Consider the following 23,973-nt stretch of genomic DNA (forward strand, 5'->3'; position numbering starts at 1 on the left):
AAGAGACGGTAAGGGCAGCGAAGCGCTCCGCTGCCCCGGTAGCCTTACTTTGCCTGGCTCAGTTTCCAGTTTTTGAGCAGTTGGGGCCGGTTGGCGCGCAGGTTCAGGCCCGTGCGGGAGGTGGGGTAGGGCACCCCTTCGCCCCTGATGCCTGCCCAGAGAACGCGGTTGAAGGCGTCGGCGTCGAGGCGGTCTTCGACGGCAAAGTTAAAGCCCTTCGTCGCCTTTGCCCACCACTGGCCGTCGTGCTTGAGGCGGATGCTGGCGCTCTTGATCGCTGTTGGATCAGCGCAGGCCGGTACCAGGGACGGATCGACCGGCGGGGCGCACAGGAGCCCCGGTACGGTGGCGGTGTAGGTGGCGAAGTTGGGCGAGGTGGTAAACACGTCCGACATCGGCCTGGCGTTGGCGGTGAAGCGGTTGAGGTGGTCGGTGCCCAGCAGATCTTCGAGGGTGCGCACAAAGTTGACCGTGTTGTAGTTGGTGCTCACCACCGCCCCGCGCTTTGTATAAGGCGAGATCAAGTAGGCGAGCGAGCGGTGCGAGTCGATGTGATCCGGGCCGTCTTGAGAATCGTCCTCGATCACGGCGATCACCGTGTCCTTCCAGTAGATCGACTTGGAGACCGTTTCGACGATCTTGCCCAGGGCGTAGTCGTCGTCCGCCATCTGCAACTCGGCAGTGTTCAGGCCGTCCACAGCCGTGCTGAAAGCACCGAAGTGATCGTGCATGATCCGTACCAGCGACAGGTTGGGCAGGTTGTTGCCCGCGACGTACTGGTTAAATTCGCGCTGCCACTCCTCGAAGCGGTAGATGTCCGGAGCCTGGTTGTCGTAGCCGCGAAAATAGATGTCGGTCTTGTCCAGCAGCACCTGCTTGGTGGCCGGGGACTGGGGGATGTTGGAAGTGAAGGGGGTGCGGCTAATCGGGATGTAGAGCGGATTGTTGGGATCGGGGATGGTCGGGTCGCTCTGGGTGGTGCCGTAGTAGGCCAGATCAATCAAAAAGCCGTAGTTGCGCACGGTGCGCCCCGCCCGCAAGGCCGCATCCCAGAGGTAGCCGCCCACCGCCGAAGGCTCGATGTCGCCGTCGCCCTCCGGAGCGTTCACGTCCTTCGGCCCCGGCAAGATCGAGGAGCTGCCCGTCGGATCGAGCAGGCCGGTGACGCGGGTATTGATCTGATTGGGGCTGGCCGAAGTCTGGGGCAGGCCGTTGTTGATGTTGCGGTTGGTGCCCTCGTAGTCGTAGGTGAGGCCATTGAAGTTGGCGTTGCCGTAGAGCACCGACTGGGACTTTTCGGTGTAGTCGGTGGTGCGGCCATACGTGGTCCAGCTCCAGCCCACGCCGCTCGACTCGCCGCTGTCGTAGAAGTTGTCGAGGGTAGTAAAGTCCAGGGCGAGGTTGTGGTGGTTCGGGGTGTTCGCCTCCGGAAACAGCGTCAGGCTCGGATCGCCGTTGCCCACCGGCAGATCCCCCAGCACCTGATCGTAGGTGCGGTTTTCTTTGATGACAAAGATGACGTGCTTGATCTTCTTTTGCAAAAAGCGGATCAACTTGTCGCCGATGGGCGGTTTGCCAAAGCCATTGTTGCGGTCTACGATCGCACTCAACTTTGCCAGGGCAGCGCTATTGGGCACCGGCAGGGTGAGGATGCCCGCCTTTTCGAGGGCCCAGTTGTACTCGTTTTTGAAGGTGGTGTTGGTGGCGGCTCCGGCGTCGGTGGTGCGACCGTTGGCCGGGTTAGGACCGCTGTTGGCCTTGGCGTTGACGACGTAGAGCGCCTTGCCGTCTTTGCTCACACTCACCGAGTTGGGGTACCAGCCGGTCGGGATGCGGCCTTTGACCGTGCCGCTTTTGACATCGATCACTGCGACAGCGTTCTCGCCCCCGAGGGTGACGTAGAGTGTCTTGCCGTCGGGGCTGAAGGCGAGGGCGTTCGGGTTGGCTCCCTTGTACTTGTAGCCGGGGCGCAGCAGCGAAATCGACTGCACGACGTTGTAGGTGAGCGGGTCGATCACCGTGATCGTGTCGCTGTTGCCGTTGGCGACGTAGAGGCGCTTGCCGTTGGGAGCGAGCACGAGCTTGTTGGGCTGGCCGCCCACCGGAATGCGGGTGACGATGTCGCCATTTTGCACATCGACGGCGAGCACTTCGTCGTCGCGCTGGCTCGTGACAAAGGCTCTGGTGGCGATTCCCGAGGCGTTGCTCAGCACCGCCACATCGAAGGGGTATTCGCCTGAGGCGACGGTGCTGCCGGGGGTAAAGAACTTGATCTCGCGCAGCACCTGGCGGCTCGCCGTATCGGCGATCGAGAGCGAATCGTTCTCGAAGTTGGCGGCAAACAGCGTCTTGCCGTCCCGGCTGAGGGCGAATCCGGCCACCACCGCCCCGGTCACCACTGTCCCACCCGAGGCGGTATCTGCCGGGGTGCCGTTGAGCAGGCCGCCGTCGTAGCTGGGTAGAGGCTCGCTCTGGTTGGCGTTGTGGCCGAGCAAGATAAAGGGCGCATCGGGCACGTACTGACCGCCACTGGCCTTGTAGACGTAGATGCGGTCGTCGATCCCCGCTGAGACGTAAAAGCGGCTACCGTCCGGCGACCAGGAAAGACCGTTGTAGGTGTTCGGAATATTGATCTGCTGCTTTTTGACCAGGCTGCCGCTACTGACATCGAAGACAAAGACCCACTCCGCCTGGGGGGTGGTCGTGCTGGAGGGAGCACCGCTGGTCGGATCGAGCACTGGATAGGTGAATTCTTCGCCCGTCGTCTCGTCGTTGAAGTACTGGTTGTAGCTGCTGGTGAGCACCAAGAGCGTCTTGCCGTCCGGGCTGAGGGCCGTCTTCACCGCTCCGGCGGCATCGGCGTTCCCGTCGGAGCGCAGGCCAGTGGCAAGTGGCGCAAACGTCGAACCCGGTGCCGCCGACGGGGTGATGTACTGGCCTGTGGGCAGCAGGGCTGCTCCCCGCGTGCCGAGATTGCCGACAGGCAGCGTGTTCTGGGCGAAGGCCGCCACCGGGCTCAGGCTGATTGTCGCTGCTAAAAGCAGGTTGAAGGAATATCTGATCGGTCTATCCATGCTGTTACCCCTTTTCCACTTCGTCGCCGCTGGCATCTTAAAGAAGCGAGGTGACAAAAAGGGACCAACAGGTTAAGAGATGGTAAAGCAAGCCCCCTGCAACCGCAGAATCCTGACGGGCGAGCGAACCTACAATAGAGGCGGAACCATCAAGGCACCAGTGTGAACAGTTGGGAAGTCGTTGCAGCCATTCTGCGGCTGGTCTTCAGCCTCTACATCCTGCTTTTTTTATTTCGGGTGGTGCTCACCTGGTTTCCGCAGATCGATCTCAACAAACCGCCCTACAACTTCGTTGCCTGGCCGACAGAGCCTTTTCTCAAACCCCTGCGCCGCTTTGTACCTACCTTCGGTGGCGTCGATATGACGCCATTCGTCTGGCTGGCGCTCGTCGCCCTTGCTCAGGAGTTGCTCATCGGCCAGCAGGGGATCGTCACGATGCTCACCCGTCTGCGCTCTTGAGCTGGGAGCCGTCTCACGCCGATGCACAAGAACCCACTCATTCTGCGCTTTGGCGGTGAGACAGCCACGATTCTTTTGATCGTCGCCGGTACGTTGCTGCTGTTGGGCCTGGTGGGATCAGGAAGTTACCTGGGCATTGCGCCTTTGATTGTCCTCGGCCTGCCCTCCGCCCTCGTCATCGCCATTCTGCGCAGCTTTCGCCTCGACATCGACCCACAGGGGTTGACGCGCCACCTTGGACCCAGCCTCCTTCACTGCCGCTGGGACGACCTGCGCATTGCCCGCGTCACCTCCGTCGCCGGCCTGGGTCGCATCCGGCTCCTCGTGCGCGACAGACGAGGCAGGCAGATCAGCTTTCCGCTATTTTTGATGGCGCGGCCCCAGCGCTGCTCCCTGGCAGAGGCTTTTCTCAAACATCTGCCCGAAGCGCTCAAGAAGCAATGGCTGGGCGACGGCAGCGATTACCAGTTGCGCCAACCCTGAGCGAGAAGCCACGTCAAATTGTATCCTGGAATTTGATTATTTCAGATTATTAAAATTAGATTGCATAAACGCGGATGGTCTTCCCTATTCAGCCGTTAGGCGCTATTGTCAGGAGGGTCTGTATTGAAACTGCATAGGGCGGGGTCCGCCATCGTAACAGCTGGCGTACAGAAGAGCTGTTAACTGAACGGAGAGTATCTTGATCGGCATTGTGGCTGCCGGACTCGAATGATCGAGATTCCAGCGGCTCATTTTTGCTGATTATTGCTGCAGTCGCACTTGAAATGAGTGCTCGATGTTGTCGGGGCAATTACGGTTGCGCTGGCCATATTGTTGTGCTCAGTTTCTGTCAACAACACATCCACACGAATTGGAGACATACGATGTCTGAAATCTCGAATCCCTCGGAAGTAAAATCTCAGGCTCTCCCAGCCGATACGACCGAGAAGGGTGAGGTCTTATCTGATCGTCGCGGTCATAGCAGGCGTCTGTTTCTTGCCGGTGCATCTACTGCCGGTATCGGCGCTGCTTTTTTGGGCACCCTGGGAGCTACTCCAGCCAAAGCCAAGGACATCGGGCCGCTCAGACCTTCCCAGCGCAAGTTGCGCAGCTATCAGATCCGGGTCAACGCTGCCAAAGCCGAACTGGACGTTCCCGTTCCCAAGCACCCGACCAACGGCGATGAGACCAAATACCCCAACTTTATCGGCAACTTTTCAAAGGGGCTGCCCCACGACAACCTGGGCCAGGTCGATCCGAACGCCTACAACTCGCTCATCAACGCCCTGACCACCGGCAATCCGGCAGACTTCGAGAGCATTCAGATCGGTCTGGGTCGGCCCCTCGTCAACCCCCAGGCGGCTCTTGCCTTCGATCTGCAGGGAACCGACTCGCACCAGCTGGCCATCCTGCCCGCTCCCGGCGTCGCCACTGCTGAGACGGTGGGTGAAATGGTCGAAATGTACTGGCACGCTGCCCTGCGCGACGTACCCGCCAGTGAATTCGAGGACGGCACGACCAACGCGCTCGTTCTTGCCGCCGTCGAAGATCTCAACAAGCTCTCGATCTTCCGTGGACCGCGCAACAACGGTCTGATTACGCCAGGAACCCTCTTTCGCGGTAACGCCGCCTACATCAACTCCGATGTGGACCCGACCGGCAAGACGGGCCGCTACGTCACCCCGCCGGGGGTATTGACCGGGCCGTACTTCTCGCAGTTTTTCTGGCTCAATTCACCTTTTGGGGCCAACTTCGTCAGCCAGCAGATGCTCACCGCCGTGGCGGGCGTCGATTATATGAGCACCTTCGACGAGTGGCTACTGGTCCAAAACGGCGGCAGTTCCGGCAAGAGCCAGCAGTACGACCCGGTGCGCCGCTATATCACCAATGGTCGCGACATCGGTCAGTGGGTACACGTCGATGTGCTCTTCCAGGCATACTTCGTCGCCTGCCTGACCCTGCTGGGCGGCACCAACAATCCGGATGCGTTTGCCAACGGCATCGGCGCACCGCCCAATCCAGGCAACCCCTACAACGGCTCGAAGACCCAGATTGGCTTCGGCACCTTCGGTCCTCCCTACTTCATCAACCTCGTCTCAGAGGTGGCCACCCGCGCCCTCAAGGCCGTCTGGTTCCAGAAGTGGGCAGTCCATCGGCGGCTGCGCCCGGAGGCTTACGGCGGTCTGGTCTACAACAACTACGTAAACGGCTCCAGCTATCCGATCAGCGACGAGCTATTTAACTCGGCGGGCTTTGCCAACTTCAAGAACACCACCGGCGGTCTGCTGCCGATGGCCTTCCCCGAAGGCTCCCCCACCCATCCCGCCTACGGAGCGGGCCACGCGACCGTTGCGGCTGCCTGTGTAACCATCCTCAAGGCAGTGTTCGACGAAAACTACGTGATCGCCAAACCGGTCCTCCCGAATCCGAGCGATCCGACCCAGCTCATCCCCTACGAGGGACCAGCGCTCACGATCGGCGGTGAACTCAACAAGCTCGCTGCCAACGTCGCCATCGGTCGCAACTTCGCCGGTGTCCACTGGCGCTCCGATGCCGCTTCCTCCCTACCCCTGGGCGAAGCGCTGGCCATCAGCATCCTCAGAGATCAAAAGGGCACCTACAACGAGGCGTTCAACGGCTTCACCTTCACCAAGTTCGACGGCAGCACGATCACGATCTAAAGGCTGCCGTGGAGCTTCTCACTCCCGGTGGCCTGCACTGGAAGCGGGCGGAGCGATTACCCTGAAAAACAGGAGAACCGCACCGCCCGATGCAACAACTGCTCTACATCGAAGTTCCTGCGCCCACCGAGGCGGTGCGCGCCTGGTTACAGGCGTACCGCCCGGCTGTGGGTTTTGCCTCTATGACCAGCGACGGATTTCGTCTGCGCTCAGAGAATGCCGAGTGGGTCTGTTTTGTCTGGCAGTTGCAGCGCACGAGCTATCTAAAGGTCTTTCGCTGGAGCGCCACTGCTCCCGCTCAGGCAGAGTCAGGCTGGATCGATCGGCTGCAGCAGGATGTGCAGGCGGCTTTCCCAATGCAGTACGCGCCCTTGCCACAGGTCAACCTGACGAGCCAGACCATCTTCGAGGCGCTGCGTCCCTTCTATCCACTCACGGTCCATTACTTCCAGACCCGCGTCGAAGACGGCGAGTACGCCCTCAAAAAAGCCTACTGGTGGGAGAAGCGCTGGCGCGAAGGGGTGCGCGAGCAAAAGCGACCGATGGCAGTGATCTTTCGCGGTAAGCCCGAGCTGCCGCCGCCCATCACCTACGACCTCATCTACTGCGGCGCGGCCCTGGGCATTATCCACGCTGCAGCGATGGCCCGCCTCGGCTGGCGGGTGGCGGTGATCGATCGCGGTCCCTTCGGCGCGATGAACCGCGAGTGGAATATCTCCCGCAGCGAACTCGAAGCGCTCGTTGCCCTGGGCCTCTTCAGCCGCGAGCAGATCGAGGGGCTGATTCTCAACGAGTACTACGACGGGCTCAACAAGTTCTACGACGGCAACGTGCCCGCAAGAGCCAAGGGCAAGCTACTGCATACCCCGACGGTGCTCAACATTGCCCTCGACGCTGAAAAGCTTCTGCACCTGTGCGGCGAGCAGGTGCTCGCCTCGGGCGGCGACATCTTCGACTGCACCGAGTTCGAGCGCATCGATGTCTGGGATGGCGGAATCGCCGTCGAAGCTTACGGTCTGAATTCTGGCGAGCGGCTCCGGCTCGGAGGCAGGCTGTGCATCGACGCCATGGGCTCCGCCTCGCCGATCGCGGCCCAACTGACGGGCGGACGCGCCTTCGATTCGGTCTGCCCGACGGTGGGGGCGGTCGTGCGCGGCTTCGATCCGGGTGTCTGGGATACCCATCTTGGCGATGTGCTCTACTCCCACGGCGACATCTCGCGGGGCCGGCAGCTCATCTGGGAGCTGTTTCCGGGCCGGGGGGACGAGATGGCGATTTATCTATTTTATTATCACCAGATCCACCCCGACAACCCCGGCAGCCTGCTCGATCTGTACGAAGATTTTTTTACGATCCTGCCGGAGTACAAGCGCTGCGAGGTCGAGAAGCTGGAATTTAAGAAAGCAACTTTTGGCTACATTCCCGCCGGTTCGGCTCTTGAAACTGCCGGGCGGCGCGTTGCCCTCGACCGGCTGCTTGCGATCGGAGACGCCGCCTCGCTGCAGTCGCCGCTGGTGTTCACAGGCTTCGGATCGCTGGTGCGCAACCTGCCCCGGCTGTGCGAATTGCTGCATACTGCTCTTCGCCACGATCTGCTCACCGCCGACGACCTCGACCGGGTACGGGCCTCCCAGAGCAACATCGCCGTCACCTGGCTTTTTTCGCGGGCGATGATGGTGCCTACTGGTCGCCACCTGCAGCCGGAGCGGATCAACGCTATCCTCAATACTTTTTTTGATATCCTGGCCGACAGCCGCAGCGATCTGGTGGACGACTTTATCAAGGACCGCCTGGGCTGGCTGGCCTTCAACCGCATGGCGCTGCAGGCCGCCTTCAAAAATCCGGCTCTGCTGGCGTGGGTGTTCGAGGTCGTCGGCAGCCGCGATTTTGTGCGCTGGCTGCCGGCCTACTGGCGCTTTACCTGGCAGGCGCTGCTTGGAGCGAGCCTGGGTAGCTGGATGCCGACGCTGGTGCGATCGGCCCGCAACAAGCTGGAGCGCTCCCACCCGAGGCTCTGGTACCGGCTTCTCGCCTGGAGCTACTTGATTACCTACGGCGTCGGACGCCCCAACGGCACCGCCTTCGATCTGGGTTAGTTGCTTTGCGGCAGGCTCAGTATTGAGTAACAAATTTTGTCACTGATCTCAAATTATTCGTCACGGCGATTAACAGCATTCATGGAAATCAGACAACGCAGGAAGGGCATTCCAGCCGCTAAAGTACTTATCTAAATCGGTTTTTCAATTTTTGTCGCAATTACTCCGGTAGAATTCGGACCATAGTCCTCAACCGCGATTTTATGATTAGCAGATACAATAGTGCCTGGACTGACCGTAAGTCATCATTAGATTCTCAGCAACCTATCAGAGTGTAAAGTTTGGTACGCCATTACTTAGTTGGAGTTGCGCTCTTTGCAAGATGAGCTTGTGATCGCTGTGAATGCACTATGAGCTAGAGCACCGGTCCAGAACCTAAGCCACTTGTAAAACCCTGACCGCTTCCTGCCGGGCCAGCGCGTGCAGATTGTGCACCACCGCCACTCGACGCAGGTCGAAGGCCATCAATTTTCGGGGGGTGGGGTGATCTTGCAGGAGCGACAAGCTACTGCCTCTTGCCTGGAACTTCACCCAGTTCGGGATGTGCCATCCGATTGGTGCAGCCTGGACGGCCTTCAGCAGCACTGCTTCCGCAAGCATTCCTCAGATATTGACAACCTCCGGATTGCCAGTTCAGGCAAGACCTGCAATTCTAAGCTCAGATGAGCTGAATGCATTCGGTAGGTACAGCACTTGGACCACCTTCACCCCGGCAAGAGCATCTCAGGTCTCTATGGGCACCTGTCGCTACGCCTGGGGAACGTCTTGAGTGTCGAAGCGGACGATCTTGCCTTCCTGGAAGTGGAAGACGTGCCCGACCAACTTGTCGTGCAGCCCGTGGGTCTGGTCCTGCAGCGGCCTGCCTTCGAGATCGCGCACCGACATCTGGACCATCACCACAATCGACCCGTCCGCAGCCTGCTCGAACTTCACCGGCTCGATGCGCGGACTGACGATAGCGAACTGGCGTGTCCAGTATTCCCGAATGGCCTCGCGACCGTGAACGTAGCCGCCTTCCATTGCGTTGGCCCAGACGACGTCGTCGGCAACTGTAGCAAGGACGCCGTCGATGTCCCTGGCGTTGAAGCGGTTGTAAAGGCTCTTGAGGGTATCCGTGTCCATTGAGGTTTGCTCCGTCGATAGGATGTGAGGCAAGTGGATTTTGCACAGGTTACTCAGGCTGGCCCTATTAGCTCGACCAGCCCGTCGGTCAAGAAAGCAGGGGTAGCTGCTTACCACCCGCCCCGGTTCGTGCTATTACATAGGCAACTATATAGCAAGATAGGTGCCTATGCAAGGGGAAGAATCAATGCTGGCCGTGCTTTCGACGCCAGGGCATCTGGTCAGTCTGGCGGCGCGGCTATTTGCTCGTTTGAGCGAGGCACGCCTCAAGCCCCTGGGATTCGGGGTCGGTCAGCTTCCGGTACTTGTCGCGCTTCAGAGCCGACAGGCCGACACGCAGCGGGACCTGGCTCGCTTCGCCCGCATCGAGCAGCCCTCGATGGCGCAGATGCTTGCCCGCATGGAGCGCAACGGTCTCATCTCGCGCGCGCCCGACCCGGAGGACGGACGCAGCAGCCGCATCTTGTTGACCGAGGCTGCCCGAACGCGCCTGCCCAACGCCTGCCAGATGCTGTTCGAGGGCAACGGCGAAGCCTTGAGCGGCTTCACAGAAGCGGAAGCGGCCCAGTTCATCGCCCTGCTCACCCGGCTGATTGCCAACCTCGACCGTCTTGCAAGTGCAGAGGAAGGATCTCACAGCTGTTGAAATCCCGGGGACTGACCCCTGGCAACGGGATACAAGGATGTCCACGACCGCCTCCAGAGGCACGGAAGACTATCATCTCCGCTGTCAAAAGGTACTGCTCTTCCTGCTTCACCAAAAGCGCGTAAGAGCCCAAATAATTTGTTACTCGACACTCAGCGACGGCGGTGCATAGCACTTCGGGCTGGGAGTATGCCACTATGGCGACTGTTGTCGAAAATTGTCGAGGAGAACCCTGTGAGCACCGAACTGCAGAGCAAGCCCTCCGCCGCCGCTCTATTTAAGGCGGCCTACGAAAATCGCTACACCTGGGATGAGAACTTTCCCGGCTTTGCGGCAGATTTTGTGCTGGTCCTCGCTGGCCAGACTTACACCGGCACCTGCGCTATCCACAAAGATCTGAGCGTCGAGGTCAACACAGACGACCCCAAGGCACAAGAATGGCTCTACAACCAGCTCAAAGACGTAGTCGTCCACCGCAAGCGCTCCAGCTTTGACACTGCCCACAGCAAGCACACCTTCAGCTTCGACGGTGAAGCCGACGAGAGCGGGGCGGTGCCGGTGACGGTGAGCGGCGACGCGATGGGCTCGCACTACAAGTTGCGCGACAATCAAGTCGTCCAGGTGTCGCGGACGATGGGACGGATGGCCTTCACGATCAACCACCTCGACAAGATCGACACTCCCCAGGGCTACATCTCGACCGCCTACAACGCCGTCTTCCGCAACGCTCAAACCGGCGAAATTACGGCCCAGCGCAAGTTCGAAGACGCTTACGAAGAATGGGGCGGTTACTGGGTGATGACAAGGCAGGTGGTCCACAGCCGCGAGGGCGACACCTCGACGGTGACCGACATTCGCTTTACGAACTTGAGAGCGCTTTAGGCGCTTCTGCCCTGGGAAGTTCAGGTCGGCAACTGGACATTGCGGGCAAGGCCCAGCTTGCTCAGGGTCCAGATGATGTACCAGGTGACATCGACCTCCCACCAGGCGAGGCCGTGGCGGGCCGAGCGGGGCATGGCGTGGTGGTTGTTGTGCCAGCCCTCGCCGTAGGCGAGCAGCGCCGCCCACCAGAGATTCGTCGAACGATCGTCGGTCTGGTGGCTGCGGTAGCCCCACTGGTGGCAGGCCGAGTTGATGAGCCAGGTGCAATGAAAGACCAGCACCAGCCGCACGAAGATGCCCCAGAGCACAAAGTCCCAGCCGCCCAACAAGTAAAGCCCGAGGGCGAGTACCAGCTGCAGGGCGAGCATATTGCGATCGAGAAAACGATAGACCGGATCGCGGGCAAGATCTTTGGCGTAGCGCGAGTAGTGATCAAAGTTGATCCGCTCCTCGGGCATAAAAAATAGCCAACCCATGTGGCTCCACCAGAAGCCCCGGCTCGAATCGTGGGGGTCGCCCTCGTGGTCGGAGTGGGCATGGTGGACGCGGTGGTGGGCCACCCACATGATCGGGCCACCCTGCAGGCTGAGGGTGCCCAGGAGGGCCAGAAAGTATTCCAGCGGCTTCGGCAGGCTAAAACCCCGGTGGGTGAGTAGCCGGTGGAAGCAGAGCGTAATGCCGAGGCAGCCTGTGACCCAGTGCAAAAAGAGCGCTACCGCCAGAGCCTGCCAGGAAAAGTGAAAAAGAGCGACGATTGCACCGATGTGAATCGCAGTAATAAACCCGGCAAAACTCCAGGAGACGGGGGCGGTCTGCGCGGATGGGCTCTGAGCGGTCATAGGCTCCACGGTAAAGTTTTGTTTTGAACCTTTTGTAGGATATCATCCATCCCCGCTGGCCGCAGAGCCAGCGTCGGCTTCGATCGCGTGGATCAGGCCATCAAGAGTAAAGACTTTTGCCTCAAGATCGACCCGGCCCAGCACCTCCCGGCAGGCGATGCTGGTCTGGGGTCCGATCGAAGCGAGCCGGACCGTTTTGAGCAGATCTTCGAGATTTTCCCCGCCCAGCAGCCGGGCAAAATGCCGGACGGTCTTGGCGCTGGCAAAAGTCACGTAGTCGATGCTGCCCGATTTGAGGGCGGCAAGGGCGGCAGGATCGACCTGCTCGGGGCAGCCGGTGGCATAACCCGCCACTTCGTCTACGAGTGCCCCCCACTGCCGAAATTGTGCGGTGATCGCCTCGCGGCCCCCCGACTCGACGCGCACGAACAATACCTGCTCACCCGCCAGCTTCTGTGGCTCTGGAAAATCAGCGAGCAGGCTGTCGGCGACGAACTCGCCGGGCATGAAATCGGGCATAAGCCCCCGAGCGCGGGCCACCTGGGCGGTCCTGGGGCCGACGACAGCTACCCGTGTATCTGCCAGGGCACGGAGGTCGAGGTAGTGGTGGGCGAGGCGATCGAAAAAGGCATTGACGCCGTTGGCTGAGGTAAGCAGCAACCAGCGGTAGTTTCTGAGATTCTCGATCGCCCGGTCGAGCCCCTGCCAACTGGTCGGAGCGGTGACGACCAGGGCGGGCAGTTCGACGACAGCTGCGCCGCGCTCGCTAAGTTGGGCGCTAAAGCTCGAAGCTTGATCGGCGGCACGGGTGACGAGAATGCGGTAGCCCGAGAGCGCCCGGCGCTCAGACCAGCCAAAGCGCTCGCGGTAGCGGACGACGGGACCGACGACGATCACCGCCGGGTCGGCGGTGGAACCGGCGAGATCGGCGATCGTCTCCAGGGTGCCCACGATCGTGTGCTGCTCGGGCCGCCCGGCCCAGAAGATAACTGCAACGGGCATTGCTGCCGGGCGGCCCAGATCCATCAGCCGTTCGGCGATTGCTCCCAGGCGGCGCATCCCCATCAAGATGATGAGCGTGTCGATACGAGCCAGAGCCTGCCAGGGCAATGTCTCAAAGTCGTGGCCCGTGAGCACGCAGAAGTGCGAACTGAGGGCTGTGTCGGTAATCGGAATACCGGCAAAAAGCGGGGCGGCGAGGGCAGAGCTGACACCTGGCACGAGTTCAAAAGCGCAGCCGGCCTGGTGCAACACTTCCAGCTCAGCCACGGCGCGGCCAAAGACGAGGGGATCACCCGCCTTGAGGCGCACCACACTCCGGCCCGCCCGCCAGTGTTCGACCAACAAGCGGCCCGTCTCAGCCGGGTCGGTGGCAGCCCTACCAGCGCGCCAGCCGACGCTTATCCATTCGGCGGCAGGGGCGATCTGGCGCAGGTCCGGCTCGATGAGTTCGTCGTAGAAGACGACATCGGCCACCGCTAAGACAGCCTGGGCGCGGACGGTAAGACAGGCAGCTCCCGCCGGTCCGGCTCCGACCACAAAGACCCGGCCTGTCATCAGAGGCGGCGCTGGCGGCGCAGGTAACTCTCGATAAACGGTTCGAGCCTGCCGTTCATGACGCCGGTCACATCTGAAGTCTCCTCCTCGGTGCGCAGGTCTTTGACCATCTGGTAGGGATGGAAGACGTAGGAGCGGATCTGATTGCCCCAGGCCGCCTCGACCGCCTCGCCCCGGATGTCGCTCAGTCGCTGCTGGCGCTTTTCTTCTTCGAGCACGAGCAAGCGGGCCTTGAGCATCTCCATCGCCTTGTTGCGGTTTTGCAGTTGGGCGCGCTCCTGGGTGCAGCGCACGGCGATGCCGGTGGGCTTGTGGGTGATCCGCACGCCCGTCTCGACTTTGTTGACGTTCTGACCGCCCTTGCCGCCGGAACGGAAAGTATCGATCTCGATGTCCTCGGGCCGAATCTCGATGTTCACCGAATCGTCGATGACGGGCATGACCTCGACGCCTGCGAAGCTGGTCTGGCGCTTGTCGTTGGCGTTAAAAGGCGAGATGCGCACCAGGCGATGGGTGCCCTTTTCCGCCGAAAGGTAGCCGTAGGCGTAGCGGCCATCGATTTCGAGGGTGGCCGACTTGATGCCCGCCTCCTCCCCTTCGGAGAGTTCCAATAGATGCACTTTATAGTCCTGGCGCTCTGCCCAGCGGGTATACATGCGCAAGAGCATCTCTGCCCAGTCCTGGGCGTCGGTGCCCCCCGCTCCGGCATTGATCGCCAAGATCGCCCCCCGCTCGTCGTAGGGGCCGCTCAAAAGTTGCTCCAGCTCCCAGCGATCGAGCTGCTCGCTGAGATCGGCAACACTGCTGTCGGCTTCGGGCAAGAGCGACTCGTCGCCGGTTTCCTGCACCAGCTCCAGGACCGCCTCGATGTCAGCGAGCATTTTTTGCCAGCGCTGAAACTGTTCGAGGGGCTGCCGGAGGTTATTGAGATCTTGAAGGGTTTTCTGGGCTGCAGCCTGGTTGTCCCAGAAGCCGGGAGCACTGGCCTGCTGTTCGAGGGCAGCGATGCGCAGCTGGCGCTGATCGACCTCAAAGATAGTCCTGGGTTTTACCCAGGCGCGCAGTGAGTTCTTCGACGGTGCGCTTGAGCTGGCTGCTGTCGCGGCCCGGCTTGCTTTCGAGAATATCTGACTTTTCGCTCACAGAATGCAGGCTCCCGGTGATGGTCCTATCCAGCCATCCTAACCCAGGCGAGAGCTAGGGCAGATCGGAGACACTCACCTTGCCGGTGGCCGGCTCGAAGCTGGCAAGCAGCGTCCTGGGCTGGGTGAGCCGCAGCCGATCGAAGGTACCGGCTGCGCTGGTGCGTCTGGCACTTTCGAGAACCAAGCGGTCGGTCTGGGCGTCGCCGGAGGAGTGAACCAGCTGCCATTCGACGCTCTTCGCGAGCCCGTCAGGGCCGGGCACCAGGCGGGCGCTCAAAACCGCTTTGTCGCCGGTCGCGGTGCGATCGGGCTGCCACTGTTTGCGCAGCTCGGCAGCCAGGAGCTGATCGAACTGGGCAGCCGGGTTGGGCAGGGTCAGCGCGGTGCCGGTATTGGGCGTCGAGGGCGAGCGGCCCAGCATGAGCACTCCCGCCAGACCGGCAGCAGCGACAAAACCAGCGGCCACCGCTCCCCACCACTGCGGGAAGCGGGCCGTGCGCACAGGGACTGCCTGACGCTCTACTGCCTTTTCCCAAACCCGGTCTATCTCCTGGTCGAGCGCCTCTTCCTCGTCGCGGAAGGCGGCGATATCGCGCTGATAATCATAGGGGTGATAGGTAAGCAGGCTCGGCAGGGCACGCTCGAGGCGCTCGTCGATTTTTTTATCTTCAGCGTTGGACATAGCTCTTGACCAGGGTAAGGTTAGGCGTCGGGCACACAGTCACGGAAAAAAGCAGGGCCGAGGACTTCCCGCAGGCGCTTGTAGCCTTGCTGCAAAAGCTGCGAGACGCGGGCGGAGCTAATTCCTGCCTCCTCCGCCAGCTCCTTGCGCGAGCGGTTGGCAAAGAACAGGCCGAGGATGACCATGCGCTCACCGGCGGTGAGATAGGAGAGGCTCTCGTGCAGCGCCTTGCGGCACGCTTCTTCCATGTCGCGGATCTGGGGGGCAGCAGCAATATCGAAGTACTCTTCGTCGCCGTTGCCGGGGCGGATCGGGCAGTTGAGCGACAGCGCCGGTACGAGCCTCGGATCGCGGCGCAAGATCACCTTGCGGCCAGCGTTGAGCATCTGGCGCATCTTGGCCAGTTCAGGACGCACCTGGGCATCTTCGAGCCCCTGCACCAGCCGGCCAATCAAGTTGGTGGGCGGCGATGGGAAGGTTCCCGCGAGCCGGGACTGCAGAACCGCAATGTAGGGTTCGAGCTTGATCGTGCGATAACCTATTTCTTCGAGGTGCTGCTTGAAGATGGGCCGTACACACTGGTACTTGACCCAACTTTCAAAGGCACTTCTGGAACTGTCGTAGGTTATCAACTTGTTCTCCACGCGGGACAGGGTGATGTTGATCAGATCGTCGAGTTCGCTCAGGCTGTCCTCGGCGAGCATCTGCAGAAAGAACTGGCGAACCAGAGGTTCACACAGTCTGAGGATGTCCGCCATCAGCGACTTTGCCCTTGGGCTGTCGAGGCTGCCGGCATCAGCCGCCAGCTTGTGCCACTGGCGAACCAGGCGCTGGGCCTGTGACCTTCTGTTAGTCGAGTGGGACTCGCTGACATCCGGTTGGTCGGGATCGATCAGGCGAAGGTTCTGCATGGTCAAGCGCTTCTAGGTACACGGACAACCGGCTTTAAGCAAAAAAGCGGCTCATCGCCTGGATCTGTCCTGCGGGGTATGTCTGTGATCTTAGTGTGACATCAAGTGTACGTTTCAGAGGCTGCACTTTTCGTTACGCCGGGTTACACCTTCAAGAACCACTGGCGGCGATAAAGTACCCAGAGCACCAGCCACCAGAGGGCGACCGTCGCCAGCGCGTAGGCGAGGGAGGCGTTTACCGGTGTGGTCCAGGGAGCAAAAAGATGTTCGTACAGCCAGCGTCCGGCAGTGAGATCGCCAATATGGGTGTACTTGAGAACCCGGCCCACCAGCCCCGAACCGACAAAAAGAAAGATCGCGTTCAGTCCCAGCACCTCGAAGGGCCAGCCCCAGCGCCTGCCACCTCTCACTTCGACCAGCTCGAAACACGCTGCCACTAGCCCCAGCGCCCAGCCAGAAGTCAGGAGCACGTAGGAACTGGTCCAGAGGGACTTGTTGATGGGGAAAAACTGTCCCCAGCCCCAACCGGCGAGTATCAGCACCCCCCCGGCTCCCGCCAGGATCAAGCTGGTGCGCGTCCGGCGCGGCTGGCCGCGCAGCCAGTGACCGCTCAGGTAACCGATGAACACCGTCGCCGTCGCCGGCAAGGTTCCCAGCAGCCCCTCCGGGTCGAAGCGGCCCTTGAGGTAGAGGTGGCTGGTGCCCAACAGGAGCCGGTCGAGGTACGCGCCCAGGTTCCCCGCCGGGCTTAAATCTCCGGCGATGCCGCCGGGTACCGGGACAAATCGGATTACAAGCCAGTAGCCCACCAATAGCCCGGCTGTCACCAACCACTGCCGATGGCGCGAACAATTTAAGACGACGAGCGAGGCGAGCAGGTAGGCGAGGGCGATGCGCTGCAGCACCCCCAGGATCCGCAGGGTGGCGAGGTTATAAAAAGGAAAACCGTTGAGCAGCAGCCCCAGGCCAAAAAGAATCGCCGTTCGACGCAGGATGGTCAGGTACGTGCCCGCATCCGCCCGCCGCCCCTCGTAGCGGGCGAACGAGAAGGCCATCGCCGCTCCGACGATGAACAAAAAAAACGGAAAGACCAGATCCGTCGGCGTGCAACCGTTCCACTCAGAGTGCAAGAGGGGCGGATAGACGTGATCCCAGTCGCCCGGATTGTTGACCAGGACCATCGCAGCGATGGCGATCCCTCGAAAGACATCGAGTGAGTGCAGGCGGGCGGTGTGGGCAGGAGACCGGGCGGGGGTGGTAGCGGTCACAGGCAGCTAGCCAAAGGTGACGGTGAGGTAATGATCCTGAAATTTGGCACCGCTTGCCCGCAAGCCCCGAAAACTCGCCGGCAGATCGACGTTGCGGCGCTGATCGGCGGCGCGCAGGGTGAGTTCGGGACCGTACTGGTTGAGTTCGACCTGTTTTTTGGTGAGGCCCGGCAAAAAGATGCGCACCGTGCGCGCTCGCTCGTCGATTTGAAGCGGTTTGGGAAAGGCAGCGCCATCGACGGTGGCAAGCCCCTCAAGGGCGGCGGGCAGATCGGCTATGGCGGCCTCGGGGATGGCGCGCACCGGTAGCGGAGCGAACGCCTCCTTCCAGTCGGCGTCACCGCGCACCAGCGCCCCCCCGACGTTGAAGCCCAACAGCTGGCTGATGCCCCAGAGCTGGCGGGTAGTGGCGATGGCGAGTGGGTCGGCGGTGCTCACCAGATACAGAAGCAGCCGCTCGGGATTTTGCATCACCGCCTTGCCCTCGTTGAGGATGTCGCTGAAGCGGCCCGTAGTCGCCCGCACGCTCTCGGTAGAGAAGTTGACCGTGAGGATGGCGCGGGTGATGGGCTCGATAAAAGGCGAAAGTACCTGGCCAATTGCCGATCTGGCGAAGGCTTCGCCAAAGCGGCGGATATACCAGCTCAGTTGCTCGGGAACTGCGAACATGCGCAGCTGATCGAGGGCTGCGCCGCCGTCAAAAAAGATCAGGTCGTACTGGCCGCTCAGGTCGTAATCGCGCAGCGACGACATCACCAGAAGCTGGTCGAGGCCCGGCAGAACCCCCAGTTCCTGGCCGTAGACTTCGCGAAACAGCGGAATGCGGGAGTATTCTTCTTCGGCGGAGCGCAGCCGGTTCCAGTTGCGCTCTATCAAGGCGGTGGTGCTGAAGTGGACCACCGAAAGTTGCGGCTCGACTTCGATAGGTTCCGGGCTGAGGCGGGTGTCGAGCAAAAGACCGACCGCACTCACCGGCTCCAGGCTTACGACGAGCACCCGCCGCCCGCGCCTGGCCTCGGTGCGGGCCATCGCCAGTGTCAGTGTGCTGCGGCCAACGCCGCCTTTACCCAGCAGTGAAAGAACTCGCGCCATCAGGATCCCCAGCGTTCTGAACCATCGTACTACCATGAGTCTGGCCACCGAGGACAAGCCGCTGTGGATGCAATCGAACTGGAAGTGACAGTCCACGCCCTGGCGGGGATCACCGAGGAGATGATGGCCAGGCTCATCCGGGCGGCTTACTCCTCGAATATTAAAGAGCGGCGCGACTGCTCGACGGCCCTTTTTGATGCCCAGGGCCGCAATATCGCCCAGGCAGCGGCGATTCCTGTGCATCTGGGAGCGCTGGCGGCGGCGGTGGCGGCGGTGCGCTCTATGGGGCCGGCAGCGGGGGAGATCTGGCTATTGAATGACCCGTTTGCGGGCGGCTCGCACCTGCCGGACTGGACACTGGTGACGGTTGTTGCCCATCCGGAGCGGCCCGGCGACATCCTGGGCTTTGCCGTCTCGCGGGCGCACCACAGCGACGTGGGCGGGATGCGCCCCGGTTCGATGCCCGCCGATTCGACCGAGATCTTTCAAGAAGGACTGATCTTGCCGCCGGTGCGCATCGGGACCGAAGACGGACTGGAGGCGCACCTGTTGCGGCTGATTCTGGCCAACGTGCGCCAACCGGAGCAGCGGCTGGGCGATCTGCGCGCCCAGGTGGCGGCGGGGGCTCTGGGGGCGGTGCGGCTGGTGCAACTGGCTGTGGAGCGGGGAGACGAAAAGCTGATGGCGGCCATCGACGCGGTGATCGCCTATACCGAGCGGCGCTTGCGCAGCCGCATCGCCCAAATTCCGGACGGCACTTACCGGGCGGTGGACTTTTTAGAAGGCCCAGAAGCAGAGATTCGCCTGGAACTCACGGCCACCGTGAGCGGCGAGAAGCTGCGCCTCGACTTTAGCGGCACAGCCGATCAAGTAACGGGCAACCTCAACGCCCCGATCGCCGTTACCCGATCGGCGGTGGCCTTTGCCCTGCGCGCCCTGCTCGATCCGGAACTGCCCACCAACGACGGAGCCCTCGCCCCGGTGGAGTTAATCGTACCGGCGGGCAGTCTGCTGGCAGCCCAACCACCGGCGGCGGTGGTGGCAGGCAACGTCGAGACCAGCCAGCGGATCGCCGATCTGGTGATGCTCGCCCTCGCCGATGCCGCCGGTCCTGGCCTTGCCCAGGGCCAGGGGACGATGAACAACCTCATCCTCGGCAACGCCCACTTCAGCTACTACGAGACGATCGGCGGCGGCCAGGGTGCAAGTAGCAGAGGCAACGGCCTCGATGGTGTTCACGTCGGCATGAGCAACACCCTCAATACGCCGATCGAGGCGCTGGAATTAGAATTTCCCCTCACCGTCCGGCGCTACGAACTGCGCGAGCACTCCGGCGGCGGTGGGATTCATCGCGGTGGCCTGGGGATCGTCCGCGAGCTGGTGGTGGGCGAACCCTGCACGCTCTCGCTGCTGAGCGACCGGCGGCGGCACGCTCCACACGGGGCCGCCGGGGGGGGCGACGGCCTGGTGGGCGAAAATTTTTTAAACGGCGAACCCATCCCCGCCAAGACTTCCCGCCCGTTGCGCCCAGGGGACCGAATCAGGGTCGAGACGCCGGGGGGCGGCGGCTGGGGGGTGGCTACTTCTCGACCATGAAGTAGGCGAACTGTTCACACTCGGCGATCGTCTTGATGATCGCTCCGATGACGCCCGATTCCTGTTCGCCGCCAGCCAGGTTCAGCCACTCGACGATAAAGGGCATCAGCGGTTGGGGACTGTCCCAGAGGGGCAGAAGACAGGCAGCGATCTCCGGCTGAAACAAGATCGAACTGGAGCGGCGCGGGTAGTTGAGGTCGAGGTTGAGATCGAAGGGCCGATGTGCCTCGATCGATTCGATGAGAGCCGCCTTGAGCCTGGGGGTGCAGAGCTGGGGATGGAGGCGGATAGAGGCGCTCCGGTAATCGTCGTTCGTCCACCCGGCAAAAAGCGGCGGCTTGCTCAGCGCGGCGTTTTTGGGGACGCACCAGAAATCGAGCAGCCGGTGGTTGCCCTGGATCAGTTCGTACAGGCGCAACTTTGTCCTTGCATCGCCATTGTGTAATATCTGAGCCACCACCTCCGGCAACGGCTGGGACAGATCAAAAAGGAGTGTCAGATCCCAGTCGCCCCCGTTGGTCATCCCCAACAGTTCCAGCTCCGCCCCAGCCAGCAACTCAAACAGATCGACCGTCGTAAAGCCCTTGTCGCCCTGCAACAAAAAATTCAAAACGTACCACTCAAAATCTTCCTGTTGCCGCCAGTAGGGCTGCCAGGCACCGACTTTGAGATAGGTATTCTCACCCAGCCGCTCCATGATTGCGTGGATCTGGTTGACTTCCCTCGGTCCCGGCTGTTCGATTCCTAAAAGCCGGAAAGCTTCCTGGGCACGAAAAAATGGGGCACGCGCCAGCAGACTGTGCAGGTTGCCCCGCAGGATGCCCCCAGGCTTGAGCACGGCCTTGAGACCGTTCAGCACGCCCGCCGGGTCCGGCACCAGATAGAGCACCTCGTCGCAGTTGATGTAGTCGAAGCGCAGTCCCAGTTCGGGCAGATCGGCGATCGCCAGGTGATGAAATTCGACGCCCGCGATGCCGTGGTGGGCGATGCGGCGGCGGGCGACGGCGATCGATTCGGCTGAAAAATCTACCCCCACGATCCGGGCACCGGGGTTGGCCTCCGCCAGCGCCTGGGACTTGAAGCCTGAGCCGCAACCGGCGTCGAGGATGATCATCCCGGCTGGGTCCGCGATGCGCCGGTCGTACAGATAAAAGGCTGTCATCAGGCTGTGGACATAGAGCGCGTTCGGATCGTCGCGGCAGGTGCGCTCGAAGGGAACGTTCGGATAGGGCAGGGCGTCGTACTGGCGGCGCAGGGCGTCGTCGTCGCTGTTCATGGCGCTTCGCCGTAGGTCGGGTAGGACGGGGCATAGCCGCTGCTGCAACGAGGCTGCGGGGCGCTCTTGATGGCGCTGGCCTGGGCGGGGCTGTTAAAAAGCGACCCCGGCAGGACGATATCGCCAAATACGGCCCAGCCCAGGGCCGCCGCTCCCTCCAGCCAGGTCTTGGTCTGCGATTCGCCGCGCAAACTGCCGCCTCCCTGCACCAGGGCCGGAGCGATCGCGATTCCCCGGCTGCCAAAGACGATCGAGCCGAGAATTTTGGCCCGTGGCCAGTTGCCGGTGCTCGTGACCACGATCACCTTGATCGGTCGATCGCCTGAAAGATAGGGCACCAGGGTCGTGAAGTTCGTCAGCGTCGAGCGGGCGCGGTAATCTCCGCTCACCCGCCGCCATTCGAGGCCGCGCTCCTGCTTGAAGATCTGGTAGAGGCAGGCGAGGGGACTGCCGCCGCTCACGATCACAGGCAGCTGCGGCAAAGCGGCGGCGAGTTGGGCGGCGGCGATCTCGCGGGGCACACCGCCGCCAATCACGACGATCGCTGAGGGCGGTTGCTGGGTTGCCTGCAGATAATACCAGTACTTCCAGCCCAACCAGCCGCCCCCACCGGCAACCAGGGCCAGGACCACCAGCGGCATTCTGCCCAGGCCCAACCAGCCTGCCCGCCGCGAACGGCTGTTACCGGCCAGCCGCGAGCGCGCCAGGGCAAAATTTTGCTTGCAGTTGCCGCACTTGAAATAGCTGACGCGGCGGACCAGCGAGATGAGCCGCTCCCACTCGCTGGTGCGTCGGGTAAACACCCGCGCACTCTTGCAGTGCGGACAGCTGATGTAAATTCTTTGATCTCGCATTTGCGGTTGGACGGGCATTTTATAGAGAATACTACTGGTACCGCCCCCGGTCTGTCTGGGTTGCAACTGTACAAGGCGAAGCGGCGCTCCAGTCACCGTCCGGTCCAGCCCAGGCCACCGTTGTTCTTTAAAAAAGGCATCTATGACCCAGCCAGTGTCCGAACCCGTCGTCTACCTGAACGGGCAGTTCGTCCCCGACAGCCAGGCCAATATCAGCGTGCGCACCCACAGTTTTCTCTACGGCACCGCCGTCTTCGAGGGCATCAAAGCCTACTGGGTGCCGGAGCGCGAGACGATGTTCGTCTTTCGCGCCGAAGAACACTACCGCCGCCTGCTGCAAAGCTGCCGCATCCTCAGACTCACCTGCCCGATTGGCCTGCGGCGGATGGTCGAGCTGAGCGCTGAGATCGTAGCGCGCAACGGTTGCCGCCAGGACACCTACCTGCGCCCGATCGTCTACAAGGTGGACCGGCGAATCGGCCCCAGCCTGGTCGCACCCCAGACGGAGGACGACTTTTTGCTCTTCAGCGCCCCGATGAGCGGCTATCTCGACACCGAAAAGGGGCTGCACGTCTGTGTCTCCTCCTGGCGGCGGCTCGACGACAACATGATCCCGGCCCGTGCCAAGGTCAACGGTGCCTACGTCAACACCGCCCTCGCCAAAAGCGATGCCACCCTCGCCGGTTTCGACGATGCGATCGTGCTCTCAGACGATGGCCACGTCTCAGAAGGCAGTGCGATGAACCTGTTTGTGGTGCGCGACGGCAGGCTCATCACTCCCTCGGTAAGCAGCAATATTCTCGAAGGGATCACCCGCGCCACGGTGATCGAACTGGCCCAAAAAGAACTGGGCCTGGCGGTCGAAGCCCGCCCGGTAGACCGGACGGAGCTGTACACAGCGGACGAACTTTTTTTGTGCGGCACGGCGACGGAGGTGGCTCCGGTCACCCGCGTCGATCACCGGGCCATCGCCGACGGCAGCGTGGGGCCGATCACCCGTGCGGTGCGCCAGCTCTACGCCCAGGTCGTCCGCGCCGGGCTGCCGGACTACCTGCACTGGCTCACGCCCGCCACTGCACCGGTGCTTACCCAGCAGGAGTAGACAGGGACGATTGGTCCTTTTTTCCTATCGTTCTGGTCTGGACTCTCTACCACTGATAGGCTGGCCAGCAGTAGCAATCTCCTGCTTGCCCCCAAGTCGATTTGCCCGCTCAGGCGGCAGCTATGGCCGATTGTTCCATTCGGCGCTCAGGCGGATAAAGCTGAAATCTCTGGCACCGGGGTGGCACTGACTGCACGAAGCCGCCTTGATCTCCTTGGGTAGGGGCACCTTCGGGTGCAGAGCCCGAAAGTAGCGCGACTCGCGAAAATAGTAGGGCGTCGCCTCGTCTTTTTCGAGACCGCGCGAGTAATCGCGCAGGTACTGCCAGACCAGCAGCTTTTCGGGCGCAAAGTCGAGCTTTACCTCGCGGCCATAGTGGTAAGAGTTGAGCAATAGCTCGCGCCAGGTGGCATCTGGGAAAACTTCCGGCGGAATGGCGATGTGGCAGTAGCCGCAATTTTTGATGTAGAGTTCGCGGCCCAGCTTGTACTGGGGCGAAAGAATTTCTCCCTGGTCGCTCTCGACGCCCCCCTGCAGCGGCGGGGCCGGGCTGCTATTTTGGGCGCGCACCGCCCAACTGGTCAAAGCGGCGAGCAGGAGTGCGCCGGCAACGCTGATCGCGGCCAGTAGCGGTCGTCGTCTTCTCATCGGCTTGTCCCCAGGGGCGAAACGAGGCTAGCTTAGTTGAGCAGTTGCGTCGTACACAGGT

21 protein-coding genes are annotated in these 23,973 nt (G+C 61.8%); 8 read left to right on the forward strand and 13 right to left on the reverse strand.

Features of this window, described 5'->3' with window-relative positions; translation table 11 throughout:
* Positions 1-44: 44 nt before the first annotated feature.
* The gene (locus GKIL_RS17150; RefSeq protein ID WP_023175062.1) at positions 45-3,074 is read right to left on the reverse strand and encodes a bifunctional YncE family protein/alkaline phosphatase family protein; all 3,030 of its coding nucleotides are present in this window, start codon (positions 3,072-3,074) and stop codon (positions 45-47) included.
* A gap of 162 nt (positions 3,075-3,236) precedes the next feature.
* Here GKIL_RS17150 and GKIL_RS17155 point away from each other — a divergent pair, with 162 nt between their 5' ends.
* The 4 genes from GKIL_RS17155 (at position 3,237) to GKIL_RS17170 (ending at position 8,292) form a co-directional block, all read left to right on the forward strand.
* Positions 3,237-3,533 (forward strand): YggT family protein, encoded by a 297-nt coding sequence (locus GKIL_RS17155; RefSeq protein ID WP_023175063.1) that lies wholly within the window; start codon positions 3,237-3,239, stop codon positions 3,531-3,533.
* 21 nt (positions 3,534-3,554) lie between these two features.
* Entirely contained in the window at positions 3,555-4,016 is a 462-nt protein-coding gene (locus GKIL_RS17160) for a hypothetical protein (protein ID WP_023175064.1), read from the forward strand.
* 383 nt (positions 4,017-4,399) lie between these two features.
* Positions 4,400-6,196 (forward strand): vanadium-dependent haloperoxidase, encoded by a 1,797-nt coding sequence (locus tag GKIL_RS17165; RefSeq protein ID WP_023175065.1) that lies wholly within the window; start codon positions 4,400-4,402, stop codon positions 6,194-6,196.
* Positions 6,197-6,285: 89 nt separating this feature from the next.
* Entirely contained in the window at positions 6,286-8,292 is a 2,007-nt protein-coding gene (locus GKIL_RS17170) for an FAD-dependent oxidoreductase (protein WP_023175066.1), read from the forward strand.
* Between the two features lie 375 nt (positions 8,293-8,667).
* On the opposite strand, the gene GKIL_RS17175 is transcribed toward GKIL_RS17170, so the two are convergent.
* Positions 8,668-8,892, reverse strand: a complete 225-nt coding sequence (locus GKIL_RS17175; protein WP_023175067.1) for a hypothetical protein — start codon at positions 8,890-8,892, stop codon at positions 8,668-8,670.
* 147 nt (positions 8,893-9,039) lie between these two features.
* The gene (locus tag GKIL_RS17180; protein WP_023175068.1) at positions 9,040-9,414 is read right to left on the reverse strand and encodes a nuclear transport factor 2 family protein; all 375 of its coding nucleotides are present in this window, start codon (positions 9,412-9,414) and stop codon (positions 9,040-9,042) included.
* Positions 9,415-9,601: 187 nt separating this feature from the next.
* On the opposite strand from GKIL_RS17180, the gene GKIL_RS17185 reads away from it, so the two are divergent.
* Positions 9,602-10,060, forward strand: coding sequence for a MarR family winged helix-turn-helix transcriptional regulator (locus GKIL_RS17185; protein WP_245595860.1), 459 nt, complete (start codon positions 9,602-9,604; stop codon positions 10,058-10,060).
* Positions 10,061-10,294: 234 nt separating this feature from the next.
* Positions 10,295-10,942, forward strand: a complete 648-nt coding sequence (locus GKIL_RS17190) for a DUF3386 domain-containing protein (protein WP_023175070.1) — start codon at positions 10,295-10,297, stop codon at positions 10,940-10,942.
* A gap of 20 nt (positions 10,943-10,962) precedes the next feature.
* On the opposite strand, the gene GKIL_RS17195 is transcribed toward GKIL_RS17190, so the two are convergent.
* From GKIL_RS17195 to GKIL_RS17230, 7 genes are all read right to left on the reverse strand, one after another.
* Positions 10,963-11,781: an acyl-CoA desaturase gene (locus GKIL_RS17195; protein ID WP_023175071.1), complete on the reverse strand. Its 819-nt coding sequence runs from the start codon at positions 11,779-11,781 to the stop codon at positions 10,963-10,965.
* A 42-nt stretch (positions 11,782-11,823) separates the two neighbouring features.
* Positions 11,824-13,338, reverse strand: a complete 1,515-nt coding sequence (gene cobA, locus GKIL_RS17200) for a uroporphyrinogen-III C-methyltransferase (RefSeq protein ID WP_023175072.1) — start codon at positions 13,336-13,338, stop codon at positions 11,824-11,826.
* Positions 13,338-14,463 (reverse strand): peptide chain release factor 2 gene (prfB, locus tag GKIL_RS17205; RefSeq protein WP_144080509.1). Its coding sequence is split into 2 segments (ribosomal slippage): positions 13,338-14,369 and positions 14,371-14,463, totalling 1,125 coding nucleotides; the frame shifts between segments, so codons are not numbered across the junction. The genes cobA and prfB overlap by 1 nt, the downstream gene beginning before the upstream one ends.
* A gap of 72 nt (positions 14,464-14,535) precedes the next feature.
* Entirely contained in the window at positions 14,536-15,165 is a 630-nt protein-coding gene (locus GKIL_RS17215) for a hypothetical protein (RefSeq protein ID WP_023175076.1), read from the reverse strand.
* Positions 15,166-15,185: 20 nt separating this feature from the next.
* Positions 15,186-16,076: a sigma-70 family RNA polymerase sigma factor gene (locus GKIL_RS17220; RefSeq protein ID WP_023175077.1), complete on the reverse strand. Its 891-nt coding sequence runs from the start codon at positions 16,074-16,076 to the stop codon at positions 15,186-15,188.
* A gap of 143 nt (positions 16,077-16,219) precedes the next feature.
* Complete coding sequence (locus GKIL_RS17225; RefSeq protein ID WP_081705385.1) at positions 16,220-17,257, reverse strand: acyltransferase family protein; 1,038 nt, start codon at positions 17,255-17,257, stop codon at positions 16,220-16,222.
* A 93-nt stretch (positions 17,258-17,350) separates the two neighbouring features.
* The gene (locus tag GKIL_RS17230) at positions 17,351-18,436 is read right to left on the reverse strand and encodes a Get3/ArsA fold putative tail anchor-mediating ATPase NosAFP (RefSeq protein WP_023175079.1); all 1,086 of its coding nucleotides are present in this window, start codon (positions 18,434-18,436) and stop codon (positions 17,351-17,353) included.
* Between the two features lie 63 nt (positions 18,437-18,499).
* Here GKIL_RS17230 and GKIL_RS17235 point away from each other — a divergent pair, with 63 nt between their 5' ends.
* Positions 18,500-20,032 (forward strand): hydantoinase B/oxoprolinase family protein, encoded by a 1,533-nt coding sequence (locus GKIL_RS17235; RefSeq protein WP_023175080.1) that lies wholly within the window; start codon positions 18,500-18,502, stop codon positions 20,030-20,032.
* Here the strand turns inward: GKIL_RS17235 and GKIL_RS17240 are convergent.
* Positions 20,016-21,308 (reverse strand): class I SAM-dependent methyltransferase, encoded by a 1,293-nt coding sequence (locus GKIL_RS17240; RefSeq protein ID WP_023175081.1) that lies wholly within the window; start codon positions 21,306-21,308, stop codon positions 20,016-20,018. The genes GKIL_RS17235 and GKIL_RS17240 overlap by 17 nt on opposite strands.
* Positions 21,305-22,111 carry an ElyC/SanA/YdcF family protein gene (locus GKIL_RS22950; protein ID WP_051382852.1) on the reverse strand — a complete coding sequence of 269 codons (807 nt, stop codon included), beginning with the start codon at positions 22,109-22,111 and terminating at the stop codon, positions 21,305-21,307. The genes GKIL_RS17240 and GKIL_RS22950 overlap by 4 nt, the downstream gene beginning before the upstream one ends.
* A gap of 193 nt (positions 22,112-22,304) precedes the next feature.
* Between GKIL_RS22950 and GKIL_RS17250 the strand changes: the two genes are divergently transcribed.
* Positions 22,305-23,264 (forward strand): branched-chain amino acid transaminase, encoded by a 960-nt coding sequence (locus GKIL_RS17250; RefSeq protein WP_023175083.1) that lies wholly within the window; start codon positions 22,305-22,307, stop codon positions 23,262-23,264.
* A 120-nt stretch (positions 23,265-23,384) separates the two neighbouring features.
* On the opposite strand, the gene GKIL_RS17255 is transcribed toward GKIL_RS17250, so the two are convergent.
* On the reverse strand, positions 23,385-23,912 hold the full coding sequence (locus tag GKIL_RS17255; RefSeq protein WP_023175084.1) for a hypothetical protein: 528 nt from the start codon (positions 23,910-23,912) through the stop codon (positions 23,385-23,387).
* Positions 23,913-23,973: the final 61 nt, after the last annotated feature.

It is taken from the genome of Gloeobacter kilaueensis JS1, assembly GCF_000484535.1.
In the GTDB taxonomy this organism is placed as follows: domain Bacteria; phylum Cyanobacteriota; class Cyanobacteriia; order Gloeobacterales; family Gloeobacteraceae; genus Gloeobacter; species Gloeobacter kilaueensis.